The organism is Leucobacter tardus (assembly GCF_017583045.1).
GTDB lineage: Bacteria > Actinomycetota > Actinomycetes > Actinomycetales > Microbacteriaceae > Leucobacter > Leucobacter tardus.
Genome location: NZ_JAGFBF010000001.1, coordinates 614679 through 631457, shown reverse-complemented (window position 1 = coordinate 631457; position 16779 = coordinate 614679). Strand labels below are relative to the sequence as shown.

Annotated in this window: 15 protein-coding genes; 9 read left to right on the top strand and 6 right to left on the bottom strand. The window is 67.6% G+C overall.

Translation table 11 applies throughout. The features are described 5' to 3' along the window. Nucleotides 1-153: 153 nt before the first annotated feature. Nucleotides 154-717, bottom strand: a complete 564-nt coding sequence (locus J4H85_RS03025; RefSeq protein WP_208236745.1) for a TetR/AcrR family transcriptional regulator — start codon at nt 715-717, stop codon at nt 154-156. Nucleotides 718-773: 56 nt separating this feature from the next. On the opposite strand from J4H85_RS03025, the gene J4H85_RS03020 reads away from it, so the two are divergent. From J4H85_RS03020 to J4H85_RS03010, 3 genes are read left to right on the top strand one after another with little or no spacing between them, the layout of a single operon-like run. Then, nucleotides 774-1613, top strand: coding sequence for an SDR family NAD(P)-dependent oxidoreductase (locus tag J4H85_RS03020; protein WP_243893308.1), 840 nt, complete (start codon nt 774-776; stop codon nt 1611-1613). Further along, nucleotides 1610-2905 carry a D-alanyl-D-alanine carboxypeptidase family protein gene (locus tag J4H85_RS03015; protein WP_208236743.1) on the top strand — a complete coding sequence of 432 codons (1296 nt, stop codon included), beginning with the start codon at nt 1610-1612 and terminating at the stop codon, nt 2903-2905. The genes J4H85_RS03020 and J4H85_RS03015 overlap by 4 nt, the downstream gene beginning before the upstream one ends. Nucleotides 2906-2947: 42 nt before the next feature. Continuing rightward, nucleotides 2948-3682 carry a PIG-L deacetylase family protein gene (locus J4H85_RS03010; protein WP_208236741.1) on the top strand — a complete coding sequence of 245 codons (735 nt, stop codon included), beginning with the start codon at nt 2948-2950 and terminating at the stop codon, nt 3680-3682. Nucleotides 3683-3710: 28 nt separating this feature from the next. Here J4H85_RS03010 and J4H85_RS03005 read toward each other — a convergent pair whose 3' ends face one another. Next, nucleotides 3711-4976: a dicarboxylate/amino acid:cation symporter gene (locus J4H85_RS03005; protein ID WP_208236739.1), complete on the bottom strand. Its 1266-nt coding sequence runs from the start codon at nt 4974-4976 to the stop codon at nt 3711-3713. Between the two features lie 112 nt (nt 4977-5088). Here J4H85_RS03005 and J4H85_RS03000 point away from each other — a divergent pair, with 112 nt between their 5' ends. Both J4H85_RS03000 and J4H85_RS02995 read left to right on the top strand, forming a co-directional pair. Continuing rightward, entirely contained in the window at nt 5089-5868 is a 780-nt protein-coding gene (locus J4H85_RS03000) for an SGNH/GDSL hydrolase family protein (protein WP_307863353.1), read from the top strand. Between the two features lie 87 nt (nt 5869-5955). Then, nucleotides 5956-6393: a VOC family protein gene (locus tag J4H85_RS02995; RefSeq protein WP_208236736.1), complete on the top strand. Its 438-nt coding sequence runs from the start codon at nt 5956-5958 to the stop codon at nt 6391-6393. Between the two features lie 47 nt (nt 6394-6440). On the opposite strand, the gene J4H85_RS02990 is transcribed toward J4H85_RS02995, so the two are convergent. Then, entirely contained in the window at nt 6441-7553 is a 1113-nt protein-coding gene (locus tag J4H85_RS02990; protein ID WP_208236735.1) for a type I restriction endonuclease, read from the bottom strand. Between the two features lie 125 nt (nt 7554-7678). On the opposite strand from J4H85_RS02990, the gene J4H85_RS02985 reads away from it, so the two are divergent. Then, nucleotides 7679-8557 (top strand): exodeoxyribonuclease III, encoded by an 879-nt coding sequence (locus tag J4H85_RS02985; protein ID WP_208236734.1) that lies wholly within the window; start codon nt 7679-7681, stop codon nt 8555-8557. On the opposite strand, the gene J4H85_RS02980 is transcribed toward J4H85_RS02985, so the two are convergent. Then, on the bottom strand, nt 8554-8991 hold the full coding sequence (locus J4H85_RS02980) for an acyl-CoA thioesterase (RefSeq protein ID WP_208236733.1): 438 nt from the start codon (nt 8989-8991) through the stop codon (nt 8554-8556). The two genes, J4H85_RS02985 and J4H85_RS02980, sit on opposite strands and share 4 nt — an antisense overlap. Before the next feature lie 86 nt (nt 8992-9077). On the opposite strand from J4H85_RS02980, the gene J4H85_RS02975 reads away from it, so the two are divergent. Beyond that, a complete protein-coding gene (locus tag J4H85_RS02975; protein WP_208236732.1) occupies nt 9078-10511 on the top strand; it encodes an L-lactate permease in 1434 nt (477 codons plus the stop codon). Nucleotides 10512-10528: 17 nt separating this feature from the next. Here J4H85_RS02975 and J4H85_RS02970 read toward each other — a convergent pair whose 3' ends face one another. Beyond that, entirely contained in the window at nt 10529-12022 is a 1494-nt protein-coding gene (locus J4H85_RS02970) for a helix-turn-helix domain-containing protein (RefSeq protein ID WP_208236731.1), read from the bottom strand. A gap of 139 nt (nt 12023-12161) precedes the next feature. On the opposite strand from J4H85_RS02970, the gene aceA reads away from it, so the two are divergent. Both aceA and aceB read left to right on the top strand, forming a co-directional pair. Continuing rightward, nucleotides 12162-13445, top strand: a complete 1284-nt coding sequence (aceA, locus tag J4H85_RS02965; protein ID WP_307863350.1) for an isocitrate lyase — start codon at nt 12162-12164, stop codon at nt 13443-13445. Between the two features lie 61 nt (nt 13446-13506). Continuing rightward, nucleotides 13507-15174, top strand: a complete 1668-nt coding sequence (aceB, locus tag J4H85_RS02960) for a malate synthase A (protein WP_208236729.1) — start codon at nt 13507-13509, stop codon at nt 15172-15174. A 142-nt stretch (nt 15175-15316) separates the two neighbouring features. Here aceB and J4H85_RS02955 read toward each other — a convergent pair whose 3' ends face one another. After that, the gene (locus J4H85_RS02955) at nt 15317-16693 is read right to left on the bottom strand and encodes an NAD-dependent succinate-semialdehyde dehydrogenase (RefSeq protein WP_208236727.1); all 1377 of its coding nucleotides are present in this window, start codon (nt 16691-16693) and stop codon (nt 15317-15319) included. Nucleotides 16694-16779: the final 86 nt, after the last annotated feature.

Here is a 16779-nt window from a genome sequence, read left to right as displayed (position 1 = left end):
CTCATACCGTGGGATCGGACGACCCCACCCAAGATTTCTTGTCTGCAAGCGCCCGTACTGCATGCGCTCGCGGTCTGCGCGATGGGACTTCGCACAGCCAAAGAGCAATCTTAGCGAGGGACACGCCCGGGCGCAACCCGCGTCACGACGCGCTCACGCACCCGCGTCGTCCGTCGCTTGGACCGCACGAACGACGCGGGCGGCGTGACCCTCGGCCCACCCCTCCGCGAAGGGCCGCGTGCGCAGTAGCCAGCGATGAAAGATCGGTCCCACGAAGAGCTCCGCGGCCGCATCGGGGTCGGCGACGTTCGCTGCCCGGAAGCGCTCGGCGATGCCGCGCAACTGCGGGTGCAGCAGGTGCTCCCGCACCTGACTGCCGAGCGCGTCGTCCGACAGCACTTCGGCGGTGACGGCGCGCAGCAAGGGACCCTGCTCGCGATCCGTCAGCTCCTCGACCATGGCCAGAGCCAGGAACCGCAGGTCGACGTGCAGGTCACCCGAATCGGGGACGACGACCGCGCCGCGCGCATCGACGCTGCGGGCGAGCAATGCATCGCACAGAATGGCACCCGTCGAAGCCCAGCTGCGGTAGAGCGTCTGCTTGCTCACCCCGGCTCGCTCGGCGATGCCCTCCATGGTGATCGCCGCAACCGGCGCCGAGCCGACCATATCGACGACCGCCCGATGCACTTTCGTCGCTGTCGACCGTCTCGCCATGCCTCCACTGTACCGTCAAACGAGACGCAGCGTCCAGTTTGAGATACGCTGGCCGCATGACTCACGCAGCTGTCTGGATGATCACCGGCGCGAACGGCGGTCTCGGCCGAGCCCTCACGCGCGCCGCCCTCGATGCGGGGCACACCGTCGTCGCCACGATGCGGGAGGGACACGAGCTGCCGGCGCACGAGCGGCTCACGGTCGAGCACCTCGACGTGCGCGATCGCGCCGCAGCCCACGCCGTCGTCGCAGACATCGCCGCACGCCATGGGGGCATCGACGTGCTCGTGAACAACGCCGGCACCGGCTTCATCGGCGCTGCCGAGGAGATCACGGAAGACGCGGCCCGCTCCATCGTCGACACGAACCTGCTCGGGCCGCTCTGGCTCAGTCAGGCGGTCATCCCGCTCATGCGCGACCGCGGCGCGGGTCACATCGTACAGATCTCCACGGTGGGGGCGGTCGGCACCATGCCGACGCTCGGCACGTACAACGCCACGAAGTGGGGGCTCGAAGCGTTCAGCGAGGCCATGGCCGCCGAGGTCGCGGAGTTCGGCATCACGGTGTCGCTGATCGAGCCGGGGGCACTCGATACCGAGTGGGCCGGATCGAGCATGCGCTTCTCCACGCCGATGCCGCACTACGATGCACTGCGCACCCGCCTCTTCGGCACCGCACGCGTGCCCTGGCCCGAGACCGATGCGGTCCGAGGAGCCGATCCGCACAAGGCCGCCCTCGCGATCCTGGACCACGTCGCAGCCGCTGACGATGAACGACTGCGCGTCATCGTCGGCGATGACGCACCCGCGCAGGTGGCGGCCGCACTCGCCACACGTCGCGCGGATTACCGACGAGACCCGCGCTTCATTGCCGCGGAGGCTAGCCTGGAGGAGTGAGTGCGCTGCCCCAACCGGACCCTCGGACGCCGCGCGGTGGCGCACCGGACGCGAGCCGTCGAGGCCGCCGCCGGAGAACCGTCGCCGCCGGAGCGCTCGCTGCTGCGCTGACGGGCGCGTACGCGGGCGCGGTCGGTCTCGCACCGTTGCCCGACATCGCACCGGTGCTCGAGATCGATGCGGAGCAGGAGGTGGCCGCCGACGAGCGCGCCCTTGCGGCGATCACCTCCGAGGCAGCGGATCCCACGGCCGTCGGATTTCTCCACGGCGAGTCAGTCTGGGCGAGCGACGGCGCGCCGATCGGGATCGCCAGCCTGACGAAGCTCGTGACCGCGCTCGTCGGCCTGGAGCGCCGACCGTTGCAGACGGGAGAGTCCGGCCCCACCTACACCGTCACCGCGGCCGACGATGCGGTGCGCGAGCGCGTGCTGGCCGAGAACGGGGTCGTGGCGGACGCCCCCGCCGGGCTCGAGCTCACCGAACGTCAGATGCTCGAACTCGTGCTGATGCCCTCCGCCAACAACTATGCGATCCTCTACGCCGAGTGGGTGTTCGGCAGCGAGGCCGCCTTCGCCGATGCCGCATCGGCCTGGGCCGAACGTGAAGGACTGGAGAGTCTGCGCGTCATCGAACCCACCGGGCTCTCACCCGAGAACACGGCGACCGCAGCGGACCTCGTGCGGCTGGGCTCGCTCGCGCTGGAGCACCCGGTCATCGCCGAGATCGTTCATCAGTCGTGGGTGGACATCCCGGGCATCGGTCCGATCGAGAACAGCAACCCGATCCTGGGTGAGGAAGGCGTGATCGGGGTGAAGACGGGAACGTCGACCTTCGCCGGCTTCCATCTGCTCGCCGCGCGCACCGCGGTCGTCGACGGCCGGCCGGTCACGGCCATCTCAGCGGTTCTGGGTCGCACTGGTGACGAGGCTCGCGCCGCGGACTCCCGCGCCGTGCTCGATGCCGCACTCGCCACCGCGCGCATGACGGAGCTGCTCGCCCCGGAGACCGTGGTCGGGAGTGCGGTGGCCTGGGACGGGAGCGAGGTGCCGCTCATCGCGGACGGCGGTGCCGCCGCCGTGCTTGTGCCGGGAGAGGTCGCGCACCTGTCGAGCGCGGTCGGCGCGGTATCGGCCGGCGATGCCGGCAGCGTCGTCGGCGCCGTGACGGTCGCCACCCCGAGCGGCACCGAGCAGGTGCGCGTCGTCACCGGAGCGGCGATCACCGAGCCGAGCTTCTGGTGGCGGTTCGGGCACCCGGCGATCGTGTTCGGCTGGGCCGATCCCGGTGCGTAGTCCGCTCTGGCGATCCCGAGTCGAGGTGTCTACGCTCGAAGCATGAGCGACCTAGCGACACCGAACCTCGAGCCCTTCGACACGGATGGCGTCCGGCGCGTGCTGGTCGTCGTCGCCCATCCGGACGACGCGGAATACGGAACTTCGGCGGCCGTCGCCCACTGGACCGCGCAGGGCATCGAGGTCGCCTATCTGCTGCTCACCGCGGGTGAGGCTGGTATGCAGCGCCCGCCGGAGGAGGCGGGTCCGCTGCGCGCCGACGAACAGCGGCGCGCGTGCGCGACGGTCGGAGTCGAGCGGCTCACGATCCTCGACTTCCCCGACGGCACCCTCGAGGCGAGCCTCGAACTGCGTCGCGCCATCGCCCGCGAGATCCGCACGTTCGAACCGGACGCCGTCATCACCGGTTCCGGGGCGCTCTTCGTGCCGTGGGGCATCGATCACGCGGATCATCGCGCGGCCGGCATCGCGACGATCGACGCGGTGCGCGACGCCGACAACCGGTGGGTCTTCCCCGAGCTGCTGCACGATGAGGATCTCGCGCCGTGGGGCGCGACCTGGCTGCTACTCACTGGCACCGCCCCCACGCACTTCGTCGAGCTCGCGGAGACCGACGTCGAGCGCGCCGTGGCCTCTCTCGGATGCCACGAGGCGTACCTCGCCGACCTGCCGGACCACCCTGCGCCCGAAGACTTCATTCCGCCGATGCTCGCAGGTCAGGGAGAGGCAGCCGGCGTCGCACGCGCGTACGGGTTCGCCGCTCACCGGCTCCGCTGAGCACGCTCACCCGCCCGTGTCGCAGCGGTCACGCTTCGCGCGGTCGATCGAGCGGTTCCACGACTTCGTCCTCCGCGTCTTGGGCCTGTGCGCCCAGGCGGCCGCGAGAAAGCTTGTTCAGGATCATCGCGAGCGCACCGTCACCGGTCACGTTGGTCGCCGTGCCGAAGCTGTCGAGCGCGATGTACGCCGCGAACATCAGGCCGACCTCGACCTCACCGAACCCGAGCATCTGCACGAGCAGGCCCGCCGCCGCTGCGATCGCCCCACCGGGCACACCGGGTGCGGCGACCATCATGACGCCGAGCATCAGAATGAAGGGGAAGTAGCTCGCGAAGGACACATCGCCGCCGGTAAGCAGCAGGACCGCGATCGAGAAGCATGTGATCTTGACCATCGACCCGGAGAGGTGGATCGTCGCGCACAGGGGCACGACGAAGCCGGCGACGGCGTCGGACACCCCGTTCTTCTTCGTCGAGGCGAGGGTGACCGGGATCGTCGCCGCCGAAGACGAGGTGCCCAGTGCCGTGAAGTAGGCGTCGCGCATGTTCCACAGTGCCCTCAGCGGGTTGGTGCCCGACATCGCACCGGCGATGGAGTACTGCGCGAGCAGCACGACCAGCGTCAACGCGAACGAGACGACCACGACGAGCAGGAACTTCGTCACCACCTCGACCGCGGCCCCGCTGTGGGAGAGATCCATGAAGATGCCGAAGATGAAGAGCGGCAGCGCCGGCACGATGATGCGACGGATCAGCGCCTCGATGATCGTGCGGAACTCGACAGCTCCGCGGAAGATGACCCGACTGCGGAACGCCGTCAGGCCGATCCCGATCACGAATGCCAGCACGAGACCCGACATCACGTCGACCACGGGCGACAGCACGATCTCGGTGGCGGAGTCGCCGGCCTCGGCGACCACCGTGACGTAGGGCGAGAACGTGGACGCCTCATTGCCGCTGAGGGACACCATGCCCCCGCCCGACAGCGGAGCTGTGAAGAGCCAACGGCCGACGAAGTAGGCGAGTACTCCGGCGAGGATCGTCGAGCCATAGGCAATGCCCGCGGTGATCCCGAGCCACTTGCCGGCACCCTTGCCGAGCTCGGCGATCGCCGGGGTGACGAGCCCGATGATGATGAGCGGCACCGCGAAGCCGAGGAACCCCGAGAAGATCGAGCTGTAGGTGAGGAACGCATTGCCGAGCCACTGCGGCATCACCGGGCCGGTGACAATACCGAGGATGATGGCGACGATGACCCACCCGAGCAGGGGGATCTTCCGGAGGAGATGCATGCGAGCCCTTCGTTGCGGCGCAGGTTCGAGGCGGTGCCTCGCGCCTCGGCCATGGTAAGCGAGGGGCATGCCGCTGGCCAATCGCCCCGCGTTCCCGAGTTAGGGTGGAGAGGTGTCAGAGGATCGCAAGCGGATCAGGTTCGTCGCCATCGGCGACAGTTTCACCGAGGGTGTCGGTGATGAGCAGCCGGACGGTTCGGTGAGAGGCTGGGCCGACCTCGTAGCGCAGGGCATCGCCGACGCAGAAGGTGAAGCGATCCAGTACGCGAACCTCGCGATCCGGGGCAAGCTGCTCGGACCGATCATCGCCGAACAGCTCGAACCCGCAATGGCTCTGCAGCCCACTCTCGTGACGCTCAACGGCGGTGGGAATGACCTGCTGCGGCCGGGAACGGACATTCCGCAGATCTGCAACGCCGTCGAACTCGCGCTGCGCCGCATCATCGACGGGGGTTCGCGACCGGTGCTGCTTGCAGGCCCCAACCCGACCGGCGGGCTGCCCCGGGGCGACACGATCCGCACCAAGGGCGATGCACTGCTGCGCGCCACCGCCGACCTCGCCGAGCGCCTCGGCGTGACCTACATCGACAACTGGAGCGACCCGCACCTGCCGCAGCGGCAGTACTGGTCGACTGACCGCCTCCACCTCGCCCCCGTAGGTCACCACCGCGTCGCGGCGAACGTGCTCCGCGGACTCGGCTACGCCCATCCCGAAGACTGGCTGCTCGACGCCGATCCCACCCCGCCGCCGACCCGCCGCGATCAGTTGCGCTACACACGCGAGCACGTATTGCCGTGGGTGAAGCGGCGGCTCACCGGACGCTCGAGCGGCGACGGACGATCGGCGAAGTTCGCGAGCTGGTCGACCGTCGAGCCCCGCACGCTGCGGTAGACCGCACGCGCAGGGGTGACACGGCTCCTCAATCGCGGGTCGAACGGCCCGTAGACAGCGACTGCTGGCCGAACTACGATCCGGTGCATGAGCATCACACTGGCGAACGTCGGGATCGCCGTGCGCGACCTCGACGCCGCGATCGCGTTCTTCACCGACCTGGGCCTCACCGTGCTTGGCCGCGACACGGTGCAGGGCGAATGGGCGGACACCGCGGTCGGTCTCGACGGCAATCACGCTCGGATCGCGGTACTGCAGACTCCCGACGGTCACGGCCAGATCGAGCTCTTCGAGTACCTGCACCCTGATGCGATCGAGACCGATCCCACCCTGCCGAACGAGATCGGCATGCACCGCGTCGCCTTCGCGGTCGACGACATCGATGCCGCACTCGCCATCGCGGCGAAGCACGACTGCCACCCGCTCCGCGGCGTCGCCAACTACCGGGACACCTTCAAGCTCACCTACCTCCGCGGCCCCAGCGGCATCATCGTGATGCTGGCCGAGGATCTGACGGGACCGTAGGTCGACGAGCCGCCTCTGCGCCAAAGTACGACACCAACGCAGAAATTTCAGTCGTACTGGTGCACCGTCCCGCGGATGTGATCGGCGTATCGATAGATTTCTTCGAGACCATCGATCGGGTGGCGCGTCTCGGTCTTGTTTTCATCGAACAGTCCGAGGTACTTCTGAGAGGTGTTGAACCAGAGACGCACGATCGGCTTCCGGTTGTTGTCGTCGAGGAGGACACCGAAGTAGGTCTGTCCGTCCCGGTGAGCGATCCGGGACGGTGCGACCTCACTGCACGCAATGGCTCGGACGATCTGATACCCCTCGAGCTCCTCGAGGGTCGTCTCGATCCCATCTTTGCGCTCCGAGGTTGCAGCATCGACGGACGCTTCGGCAACATGTTCGCTCGCATCGGCCGAGGTCACCGACGTGTTGTCAGCGCTCAGCCCCAGCGGACCACCCAATGCCGCCTTCAGGCGATCATTGACTCGATCGCCGAGGAACTGGGTCATTGCCTTCGACACAAGACCGGAGAACTGCTCCCGCACACGTTGGGTGATCGCGCCTTCGTAGACCCGCCCCGTGAGAGCCTTCACCCAGTCGGCATCCGGTGAGGCGAATTGCGCCGAGAGGACGCGCTTCAGTTCACCGACATATTTGAGCTCTTCCGCCGCGTTGATGATCGAGTCGAGATCGAACGCGTCTTTCGCGAGCTTGTTGAGCTCGGGGACGAGCGCCGTATCGAGGTCGGAGACCTTGATCATCAAGAACGGTTTCTCATCCATCTTGTTCGGCGCATCGAGGTCGGTGAAGAAGTGGTAATCGTCCCCGTTGGTGAGCACCGCGATACGCGCATGAGCGACCGCGAAGTACCGAAAGAGCTGAGAGGCGTGCTTCACGTCCAACTTCGCGCCGACATGCTTGCACTCGATCAAGATCTGTACGTCACCGTCCTTCACGATGGCATAGTCGATCTTCTCTCCTCGCTTGATACCGACATCCGCTGTGAATTCAGGGATTACCTCATTGGGGTTGAAGACGTCGTACCCCAGCACGAGCGATATGAACGGCATCACGAACGCGTTCTTCGTAGCCTCCTCAGTCTCAATGCTCGCTCGCTGTTGCTCGAGTTTCATCGCCAAGCTGGTCAGTCGCTCACGGATCTCCGCAGACATGCACACTCCTTCGTGTGGGGTGAAAACGCGGTCTTCTCAAGCCTAATGGAAATGCTTTACGCGACAAGCGCTGCTGAGTAACCGATCGATCACAACGACAGCGAGGCCCCCGCTACGCTGGACCCATGCGCATCGCCACCTGGAACGTGAACTCCATTCGCACTCGCGTCGGTCGCGTCGTCGACTGGTTGGTGCGCGACGATATCGATGTGCTGGCGATGCAGGAGATCAAGTGCCGGCCCGACCAGTTTCCGGTCGAGGAGTTCGCTCGTGCCGGGTACCAGGTCGAGATTCACGGGCTCAACCAGTGGAATGGCGTCGCGTTCGCGAGCCGCCACGAGATGTCGGATGTCGCGACGAGCTTCGACGACATGCCGGGCTTCGGCAAGCCGATCAAGGGCCAGGAAGGCGTGCAGGGTGTCGACGCCGCCGGCGAGCCCCTCGAGGCTCGTGCGCTCGGCGTGACGGTCGGCGATCTGCGGTTGTGGAGCCTGTACGTGCCCAACGGACGTTCGCTCGACGACCCGCACTTCGACTACAAACTGCGGTGGCTCGAGGCCCTCCGAGCGAACGCGGAGTCGTGGCTCGATGAGGATCCCGATCTCCCGCTCGCCCTCATGGGCGACTGGAACATCGCCCCGCTCGCGAGCGATATGGCCGACCCGAGCTTCGAGGTCGGGCGCACCACCCACGTCTCCCCCGACGAGCGCTCACTGTTCGCCTCGTTCGAGGCGACGGTGACGGACGTCGTCCGGCCGATCGTGCCCGACGGGTACACGTTCTGGGACTACAAGGCGGGGCGCTTTCAGAAGAACGAGGGCATGCGCATCGACTTCATCATGGCGTCACGCGACTTCGCCGACGCGGTGACGGGCGCCGAGATCGCACGCGACGAGCGGAAGGGCGACGGCCCCAGCGATCACGTTCCCGTGGTTGCCGCCATCGATCCGTCGCTGCTCGCCGACACGTTCGATGATGACGACGACCGGCCCATGGTCTTCTAGTCCTCGAGCACGACCGGCACGCGGTCGCGGCGGTACGTGATGCTGGAGTACCCGTGCGGTGCCGGCACCCCGTCCGGTCCGATGTTCACGAACACGATCTTCTCGATGGTCAGGATCGTCTTCCGCGTGATCATGTTTCGCACGACCGCCCGCATCGTGATCGAGGTGCGACCGAACGCCACGGCCGTGAGCCCCATCTCAAGCAGGTCGCCCTGCAGCGCCGAGGACTCGAAGCTGATCTCGGAGATGAACTTGGTGACGACCTTCGGGTTGCCGAGCTGCAGGATCGCGTAGATCGCGGCCTCCTCGTCGATCCAGCGCAGCAGACTGCCCCCGAACAGGGTGCCGTGGGCGTTGAGATCCTCCGGCTTCACCCACTTCCGCGTGTAGAAGTTGATGCCGTTGTCATGGTTCGATCGCGGTTCGCTCGTCACAGCACCGAGTGTACGTGGCGCATGTTTCACGGTCGCTTCGCGAGAGTAGCGGGAGTGTCTCGCCGCAGGAGTAGGCTGGGAATCTCGTGACACCTCTGAATCTTCTGCTCGCGGCACTGCCGATCCTGACGCTCATCGGACTGCTCGCGTTCCGCGTCGCACCGCTCCCGTCGGTCCTCATCACGCTCGCGGTGACCGTCGTGTTGAGCTTCCGCTTTCCGCTCGGCCTCAGCGAGGTGTCCGAGCTCGGCGGCAGGTTCGGCGGCGTCACCATCACGCTCGCCCTGATCATGCTCGGCGGCATCATCCTCTCCGAGATGCTACGGGCTTCCGGAGCACAAGAGCTCATCAGCCTCTGGCTCAACGGAGCCGCGCACTCGCGCGAGCGTGCGATCCTGCTGCTCGGATTCGCCGTCACCCCGTTCGTGGAGTCGATCATCGGCTGGGGCGTCGGCATCATCGTCGGGGTCCCACTGCTCATGCGCGCCGGCCTCGACACCACGCGCGCCGCGACGGTCTCCCTGCTCGGGCTCACACTCTGCCCCTGGGGGTCTCTCGGACCGAGCCTGCTGCTCATTCAGAGCATGAGCGGACTCCCCATGCATGATCTGGGATTCTGGATCGCGCTCTGCAACCTGCCCGTCCTCATCGTCATGGGTGTCACGATCACCCTCGTCGGCGTACAACGCGGTCGGCGCGGACGGACCTTCGCGGAGCTCGCCGTCACGATCGCGGTGATGTGGCCGGTGCTCCTCGTCACCAACCTGTGGCTCGCCCCCGCCCTCGGCGGCGTCTTCACGGCAGGCGCCGGAGTCCTGACCCTGCTCGCGCTCGCTCGCCTCACGGGACCGCTGCCGCGCATGTCGCGGGCGACCCTGCGATCGTTCTCGCCGTACGCGGTGCTGGTGGGCGCCATGCTCACGGTCATCGGCCTGGCGAACATCGTCGACCTCGGAGCCGTCGAGACCGTGCTCACGAATCCTGGCCTGTGGCTCGTCGTCACCGCGCTCATCGCCCCGCTGCTCGTCAAACTCTCGCGTTCCGAGATGCTTCCGGTGCTGAGCCGCGGCCTGCGCACGTTCGCGCCGGTCTGCCTGGTCACCGTGCTCTTCGTGCTCTTCGGTGGTCTGCTCTCGGTGAACGGCATGGGCGATACCCTCGCCGAGGGAGCATCCAGTCTCGGGTTCGGCTTCCTCCTGCTCATGCCCGCCCTCGGCGCGCTGACCGGGTACCTCACCGGATCGAACACCTCCGCCGCGGCGATGCTCGCCCTCGGCACCACCCACGCCACCACCGCGATCGGGGCCAATCCGCTGCTCGCGCTCGGCGCCCAGACCGCCGGCGTCGGCGCCGCCGTGATGGCCTCGCCCGCCCGCGTCGCGCTCGCGGTCTCACTCGCGAACTCCATGCGCACGGTCGAAGAGCCCGCCGCGAACCTGCGACGCGCCGCGGGCATCACGATCCTCGCGAACCTCGGCGTGGTCGTGCTGCTCACACCGGCGGTGGCGCTGCTCGCCTGACCGCACCGGCCCGCGCGTCAGCCCTCGTGCTCCTCGAGGAACGCGTACACCTCGTGGGCGTCCACCCCGGGGAAGGTGCCCGTCGGCAGCGCGGCGAGCAGACTCGTCGGTGTCGCGGCCTCCGGCCAAGCAGCCTGCTCCCATTTCTGCGTGAGGTCGTCCGAGGCCCGGCGGCAGCACGCCTCGTCGGGGCAGAACGATTGCGCCCGGTGCGGGGTGTCACGACCGCGGAACCACTTCACACCGTCGAATCCCACGCCGACGCTCACGGAGTACATGCCCTCGCGCGCCTTCTCCACCCGTGACGTGCACCAGTAGGTGCCGCCGTCGGCCATGTCGGTGTACTGGTACCAGGGGTTGAAGCGGTCCGGCTGGCCGAAGACGCTCCGCGCGGTCCAGTTGCGGCACACGGTCGCTCCTTCGAGGTTGCCGAGCGCGTCCGACGGAAACCGCACCCCGTCGTTCTCGTACGCCTTGATGAGGGTCCCGGATTCATGGGCCTTCATGAAGTGGACCCGCAGATCGAGTCGCTCCGTCGCGAGGTTGGTGAATCGGTGCGCGGCCATCTCGTACGAGACCGCGAAGGCATCGCGCAGATCCTCCATCGAGATCTGCCGCTGCTGCTTCGCTGCGGTGAGCAGCGTCACCGCCGCCTCCTCGGGCAGCAGCACGGCGCCCGCGAGGTAGTTCGATTCGATGCGCTGACGCAGAAAGTCACGGTAGTTCCGCGGTTCCTCATGACCGCACACGATGCTCGCCATGGCACGCAGAATCGGTGCCCGCGCATCGCGCGACGGCACCGCGGCGCCGAGGTAGATGCGATGGTTGCGCCGATCGATGACGGACCGCGTGGAATGCGGCAGGTCGGGGACGTAGTGCAGGGAGAACCCGAGCTCCTCCGCGATGCGGGAGACGATGCCCTGCGAGACCGGCCCTCCCGTGTACCCGGCGCGCTGCAGCAGTTCGCCCGCGGCGCGTTCGAGCTCGACGTAGTAGTTGCCGCGCACCCGCATCTCCGCGCGCAATTCGGTGTTCGCGCGCCTCGCTTCCTCAGGAGTCGCAGCGCGCTCCCGATGCATGCGCTCGATCGCCTGGTGGAGCCCGAGAATCGTGCGCAGCACGTCATCGCTCACGCCCTTCGAGACGCGGATCGGCGGCAGGCCCAACGAGGTGAACACCGTTCCGCGCTGCGCCCGCTCCACCTCCACCTCGAGCGCGGACCGCTCGTCGAGCTCGTCGTCACCCAGCAGGTGGTCGACGGTGGTGCCCAGCGTCTTCGCGATGGCCCGGAGTACCGGCAATCTCGGCTCGCGCTTGCCGTTCTCGATCGCCGAGAGCTGCGACGGCGCGCGATCGACGGCACTCGCCAGCTGTTCGAGCGTGAGGCTCCGTGCGGTGCGGCGAGCGCGGATCCGGCGTCCCAGAAGGAGAGCATCCGTCTCGGGGGCCGTGTCTGCGGCGGGTTTGGCGAGCGACCCGCCGCGCTGAGAGGTGAACGTCTGCGGTGACATGCCGCTCATTGTGACACACCCGCAGATTTCTGCGAAAGAGAAGAACGGTCGAAATTCTGCGCAGAAGTCGGGCACAGCCGCGGAGGTCGCACCCAAGAATGGAAAATATCCCGGAACACACACGATCGAAGGAGACACCGTGAACGACGCAGCGACGCAACTCGAGTGGGAATGGAACAACGACCCGCGGTGGGAGCAGACCACCCGCGACTACCGAGCGGAAGACGTCGTCCGTCTGCGCGGCACCGTGCAGGAGGAGCACACTCTCGCCCGGCGCGGAGCCGAACAGCTCTGGACGCAGCTCACCGCGGAGGCCCCGAACGGCGGGTACACGCACGCCCTCGGCGCACTCACCGGCAACCAGGCCGTGCAGCAGGTGAAAGCCGGTCTCCGCGCGATCTACCTCTCCGGGTGGCAGGTGGCCGCCGACGCGAACCTCGCCGGCCAGACCTACCCCGACCAGTCGCTCTACCCCGCGAACTCGGTACCGCAGGTGGTGCGCCGCATCAACAACGCTTTGCTCCGTGCCGATCAGATCGAACACGCCGAGGGCGAGCGCAGCGTCGAGGACTGGCTCGTGCCGATCGTCGCGGACGCAGAGGCCGGCTTCGGCGGTCCGCTCAATGCGTACGAGCTCATGAAGTCGATGATCACCGCCGGCGCCGCGGGCGTGCACTGGGAGGATCAGCTGGCGAGCGAGAAGAAGTGCGGCCACCTCGGAGGCAAGGTGCTGATCCCCACGCAGCAGCACGTGCGCACGCTGAACGCGGCTCGCCTCGCAGCGGACGTCGCCGGCGTCCCGTCGGTGGTCGTCGCACGCACCGATGCCGAGGCCGCGACCCTCATCACCTCGGATGTCGATGAGCGCGATCGCGAGTTCATCACCGGCGAGCGCACCGCCGAAGGCTTCTACAAGGTCCGCAACGGCTTGCAGCCCTGCATCGCCCGCGCTCGCGCCTACGCCCCCTACTCCGACCTCATCTGGATGGAGACGGGCACCCCAGACCTCGACCTGGCGCGCCGCTTCGCCGAGGGGGTGAAAGCCGAGTTCCCCGACCAGATGCTCGCCTACAACTGCTCGCCGTCGTTCAACTGGCGCCGCCACCTCGACGACGACACCATCGCGAAGTTCCAGCGCGAGCTCGGAGCGATGGGCTTCACGTTCCAGTTCATCACCCTCGCCGGATTCCACGCGTTGAACTCGTCGATGTTCGACCTCGCGCACGGCTACGCCCGCAACGGCATGAGCGCCTACGTCGAGTTGCAGGAACGCGAGTTCGCCGATGAGGCCCGCGGTTACACCGCCACGAAGCACCAGCGCGAAGTCGGCACCGGATACTTCGACGCCGTCTCCACGGCACTGAACCCCGACGCGTCGACCCTCGCGCTCGTCGGCTCCACCGAAGAGGGACAGTTCCACTGAGCCTCCAACGCTGTCACCGACCCCGCACCCCGTACTGACCCCACACGTGAAAGGCCACGTCATGTCTCCCACCCAGACCACCACTGCACCACCATTCACCGAGACGCGCGAGCAGACCGCGACCGTCGGATCGCGCCTCGAGGTCATCGCTCGCCCGATCGCGGGCGAGGACCGGATCCTGACTCCCGACGCCATCGCCTTCGTCGCGCACCTCCACGACCGCTTCGCCGGCGCACGGCACGACCGTCTCGCCGACCGTCAGCGCAAGCGCTACGAGATCGGCAACGGAAGGGACCCCCAGTTCCGCGACGACACCCGTCACATCCGTGAGGACGAGTCGTGGCGCGTCGCTCCCCCGGCACCCGGCCTCGAGGATCGGCGGGTCGAGATCACCGGGCCCGTCGGTCCGAAGATGACCGTGAACGCGCTGAACTCTGGGGCCCACGTCTGGCTCGCCGACTTCGAGGATGCGACGAGCCCGACCTGGCACAACATCATCGGCGGACAGCGCTCGCTGTTCGACGCGATCCGCGACCGCCTCGACTTCACCACTCCCGAGGGCCGCGAGTACCGGGTGACCGCCGAACGCACGCCCACCATCATCATGCGTCCCCGCGGGTGGCACCTCGTCGAGAAGCACCTCCGCTACACCGACCGGAGCGGCCGATCGGGCGCGGCCTCCGCGAGTCTCGTGGACTTCGGACTCTACGCGTTCCACAACGCGCGCGAACTCGTGTCGCGTGGCCGCGGCCCCTACTTCTACCTGCCGAAGATCGAGTCGAGCGAAGAGGCGAAGCTCTGGGACGACATCTTCACCGACACCGAGGAGCAGCTCGGGCTGCCCCACGGCACCATCCGCGCCACCGTACTCATCGAGACGCTGCCTGCCGCGTTCGAGATGGAGGAGATCCTGTACGTGCTGCGCGACCACTGCGCCGGACTGAACGCGGGACGCTGGGACTACATTTTCTCCATCGTGAAGAACTACCGCGGTCGCGGCGCTCGCTTCGTGCTCCCCGACCGCAGCGAAGTCACGATGACGGTGCCGTTCATGCGGGCGTACACCGAACTCCTCGTGCAGACCTGCCATCGGCGCGGCGCCCACGCGATCGGCGGCATGAGCGCCTTCATTCCGAACCGTCGCGACCCCGAGGTGACGCATCATGCCGAGGAGCAGGTCCGCGCCGACAAGCAGCGCGAAGCCGGTGACGGATTCGACGGCACGTGGGTGGCGCACCCCGACCTCGTTCCCATCGCGCGCGCCGAGTTCGATGCCGTACTGGGAATCGAGCCGCACCAGATCTCGCGACAGCGCGACGACGTGCACGTCACCGCCGAACAGCTCCTCGACGTGCGCATCGGCCGCGACGTCACCGAGACCGGAGTGCGCGACAACATCGCGATCGGCATCCGCTACATCGAATCCTGGCTGCGCGGGATCGGCGCGGCCGCCATCGACCACATGATGGAGGACGCCGCCACCGCCGAGATCAGCCGCTCGCAGATCTGGCAGTGGATCCAGCAGGGTCAGGTCACCGCCGACGGCACCTCCGTCACTCGCGAGTGGGTCTCCGGACTCGTCGACGAGTTCATGGGCCGACTGGAGCGCACCCGCGGAGACCGCTTCGACGACGCCGTCGCGGTCTTCCGCGAGGTGGCACTCGCCGACACGTTCGCGAACTTCCTCACTGTTCCGGCGTACAGCCGCTACCTCGTCGACGCCGAGTAGCCCCGCGCCCCGGCCACTTCACCGAGCGGGCGTGCTGCAGCGATCCTTCAGGATCCGGCAGCACGCCCGCTCGCGTGCGCGGGTGCGCCGAGGTTGGCTGAGCTCGCGACTCGCGACTCGCGGTTCGCGGGGCGCGACCCGGTTACTCGGCGATGAAGTGCAGGCGGCGGTTCACGAACTCGCCCATGCCGAGCGGCCCCATCTCGCGCCCGAAGCCCGAGTACTTCACGCCGCCGAACGGCAGCTCGGCCGATTCGGCCGCGATGGTGTTCACATGCGTCATACCGACCTCAAGCCGATCCGAGAGCCGCTTCGCGCGAGCGGGATCGGTCGAGAACACCGATCCGCCGAGACCGAAATCGCAGTCGTTGGCGAGTGCGATCGCCTCTTCGTCGCTCGAGACCCGGTACACCGTCGCGACCGGACCGAAGATCTCTTGACGGTACGTCGCGGAGTCGCGGGGCACCCCGGTCAGCACCGCGGGCGAGTAGTACGCGGCCGGCCCGTCGGAGAGCACGCCGCCCACCCGCAGGGTCGCTCCCTCGGCCACGGCCTGCTGCACCTGGCTGTGCACCTTCTCGGCGGCCTCGCGCGTCGACAGCGGCGTGAACTGACCGTCGGACAGATCGAGCGGATCACCGGGCTCGAGGCCCGTCGCGAGTCGCTCGAGCTCGGCGACGAAGTCGTCGTAGATGTCGTCCATCACGATGAGGCGCTTGTTCGAGTTGCAGACCTGCCCGCCGTTGCTCACACGGAACCCCCACGCCTCACGAGCCACCTCGGCGACATCGTCGGCGTCGAGCACGATCATCGGGTCGATCCCACCGAGCTCGAGCACCGCCTTCTTGAGGTTCCGGCCCGCCTGCTCGCCGATGATCGCGCCCGCGCGCTCCGAACCCGTGAGCGAGACGCCCTGCACTCGTGCATCGGCGATGATCTCGGCGATCTGATCGTGCGAGGCGAAGAGGTTCTGATACCCGCCCACCGGCACACCGGCGTCGCGCATGATCTGCTCGATCGCGAGCGCCGACCGCGCGCAGATCTCCGCGTGCTTCAACATGATGGTGTTGCCGAGCACGAGGTTCGGCGCAGCGAATCTGGCCACCTGGTAGTACGGGAAGTTCCACGGCATCACCCCCAGCAGCGCACCCACCGGCCGCTGCTCGATGACCGCCTTGCCAGGGATCGTGCTCGGAATCTCATAGTCCGTGGCGAGACCGGGACCGTGCACCCCGTAGTAGTCGATGATCGATGCCGCGAACTCGACCTCGTCGATGCTCTCGGCGAGCGGCTTGCCCATCTCGAGCGAGATGATCTCGGCGAGCTCCTGCTTCCGCTCCTCGAAGAGCTCGGCCACGCGGCGCACCACCGCGGCGCGATCCTGAATGCTGCGCTCGCGCCACCCGATGTACGCGTCATGGGCCTGCGCCAACGCCTCCTCGATCTGCTGATCGGTGGCCGTCTCGAACGTCTCGACGACCTCACCGGTGGCGGGATTCTGAACCCGATACTGCGACATCTCGAACCTCTCACTTCATTGGCAGACCCGCGCAGTTGCGCGGCCACAGTCTATCGCGGCGGGGTGTTGAGGCGGGGGGCCAGAGA